Raw genomic sequence first — 2,520 nt, forward strand, 5'->3', positions numbered from 1 at the left:
TACGGCCTCTCTCTGGCCGTTCGCTTCACGTCGGCGGCGGGCGAGGAGGTGGAAATTCCGGCGTACTCCATGCACCCGACGCATCCGCTGGTTTCCATCATGACCCGAAATGACCCGGGCCTGCCCTATCAGGACTGGGGTTCAATCGAGCCTCGGCCGCTCGTCCTCCGCTACGGCTGGCCGCCGAGTTCGCCGCTGCCACGCTGCATCGCGCCTTAACATCAGCGATCGACTTCACCTTTTCCGCGCCGCTGCCGGACGCTGCCCACAACGCAGCAGCGCGGCCGCGTGCGAACTTTCGAAAAGTGCAAACAAGGAGAAACCCATGCGAATCATCATCATCGGCGCCGGCTTCGCCGGCATGTACGCCGCCCTCTCTGCAGCCCGCCTGCGCGAGATCCAGGGCGTCTCGCCAGAACAGCTCGAGATCGCGCTGCTTGCGCCGGAGCCGACGCTGGTGGTCCGCCCGCGGCTCTATGAGCCGAGGCCGGAAACCCTGACCGCGCCGCTGCTTGACGTGTTCAAGGCGATCGACGTCGACTATATCCAGGGCAGCGCCGAGACGATCAACACCGATGCTCGAACGGTGCAGATCACGACTCCAAAAGGTCCGCGAAAGACTCTGTCCTACGACCGTCTCGTGGTGGCCACGGGCAGCCGCCTCTTCCGCCCCAACCTTCCGGGCCTTGCCGAGCACGGCTTCAGTGTCGACTCGCTCGATGACGCAATCGCGCTCGATAAGCATCTACACAGCCTGGCCGATCGGCCGGCCAACAACGGGCGCGATACGGTCGTCGTCGCCGGCGGCGGATTCACCGGCATCGAGGCAGCAACCGAACTGCCCGCCCGCTTGCGCGAAATCCTTGGCACCAACGCCAGGACGCGCGTGATCATCGTCGACCGCAACAGTGCGATCGCTCCCGACATGGGCGAAGGCCCTCGCCCAATAATCGAGGAAGCGTTGCGCAAGCTCGGCGTAGAGATCCGGCTCGGGGCTGGCGTCGCCTCGCTCGACAAATCCGGCGTCACCCTGTCGACCGGCGAACACATCGAAACCGAGACAGTGGTTTGGGCGGCCGGCATTCGCGCGGCGCCGTTGACGGCGCAGATTCCCGCCGAGCGCGACAATTTCGGCCGGCTACTGGTGGATCGCGATCTGCGCGTGCCGGGTGTCGCCGGCGTCTTCGCCACCGGCGATGCTGCGCGGGCCGCCTGCGACGACGAAGGCAACTACGCGCTGATGTCGTGCCAGCACGCCACGCGGATGGGCGCCTTTGCCGGCAACAATGCCGTCGCCGAACTCCTGGGCGTTCCGGCCAGGCCGTATCACCAGAAGGCCTACGTCACCTGCCTCGACCTCGGCGAAGCCGGCGCGCTGTTCACGCGCGGCTGGGATCGCAAGGTCGAGATGGTCGGCGATGTCGCCAAGAAGACCAAGCAGGAGATCAACACCGTCTGGATCTATCCGCCCAAGGCGGAGCGCGCCGCTGCGCTCGCGTCGGCGGATCCGGAACGCGTGACTGATCTCTAGACGCCCCAAGCGATGGCGGCCGCGCTTTCCCTGGCTGCGCGGCCTGCTCAACCAAGACCAGCCGGAAACCCTACTGTGAAACAGGAGACGAACATGAATCGGCATAACACTTCATACCCCGTTACATCGGGACCCGAAGAGCTCGTTCCGTCGCGCTACGCGCTGAAGGTCGGCGACATTGACGTGCTGGTGGTCAGCGATGGCGTGCTGCCGCTCCCAACCCAAATGTTGGGACACAACGCCGCCCCGGCCGACCGCGCGGCCTGGCTGAAAGACATGTTCCTGCCGCAGGACGCGTTCGACTGGGCGCTGAACGCGGTCGTGGTGCGTAGCGGCGGCAAGACCATCCTCATCGATGCCGGACTGGGGTCCGATCCGGACTTGAACTTGCCGCGGGCCGGCCAGTTGATCAAGCGACTGGAGGCCGCCGGCATCGATCTTGGGTCCGTGACCGACCTGGTGCTGACCCACATGCACATGGACCACATTGGCGGGCTGCTCGTCGAGGGGGTGAAGGAGCGACTGCGTAAAGACCTGCGGATCCACGTGGCGGCCGCCGAGGTCAAGTTCTGGGAGGCGCCCGATTTCTCCCACACCTCCATGCCGCAGGGTTTCCCGGATGCGCTGCGGTCGACCGCCAAGCGGTTCGTGAGCGAGTACGGGAGCAACCTGCGGACGTTCGATGAGCAGCACGAGATTGCGCCCGGCGTGGTCGCCCGTCGCACCGGCGGTCACACCCCCGGGCACAGCGTGGTTCGCGTGGCGTCCGGCGGCGACGGGCTGACGTTCGCCGGCGATGCCGTATTCACGGTCGGGTTCGAGCAGCCCGACTGGTACAACGGCTTCGAACACGACCCCGAAGAGGCGGCCCGCGTTCGGGTCCGTCTTTTGCGGGAGCTGGCTAAGAGCGGCGAGATGCTGGTGGCCACTCACCTGCCGTTCCCGTCCATCGGCCGGGTGGCGGCCGACGGCGACGCCTTCCGTTTCGT

3 protein-coding genes are annotated in these 2,520 nt (G+C 66.2%); all 3 read left to right on the plus strand.

Annotation, left to right across the window (positions count from 1 at the left end; all coding sequences use genetic code 11):
- On the plus strand, positions 1-219 hold a 219-nt coding region (locus IVA80_RS00005), incomplete at its 5' end, for a hypothetical protein (protein WP_247424073.1).
- Between the two features lie 106 nt (positions 220-325).
- Positions 326-1,531: an NAD(P)/FAD-dependent oxidoreductase gene (locus IVA80_RS00010; RefSeq protein WP_247424076.1), complete on the plus strand. Its 1,206-nt coding sequence runs from the start codon at positions 326-328 to the stop codon at positions 1,529-1,531.
- A 93-nt stretch (positions 1,532-1,624) separates the two neighbouring features.
- Positions 1,625-2,520: MBL fold metallo-hydrolase (locus tag IVA80_RS00015; protein WP_247424078.1), on the plus strand; the 896-nt coding region annotated here is incomplete at its 3' end.

It is taken from the genome of Bradyrhizobium sp. 139 (genome assembly GCF_023074175.1).
Classification (GTDB): domain Bacteria; phylum Pseudomonadota; class Alphaproteobacteria; order Rhizobiales; family Xanthobacteraceae; genus Bradyrhizobium.

Bases quoted from the DNA above. Each gene is read 5' to 3' on its own strand.
- IVA80_RS00010 (WP_247424076.1), top strand. From the start codon at position 326: ATGCGAATCATCATCATCGGCGCCGGCTTCGCCGGCATGTACGCCGCC.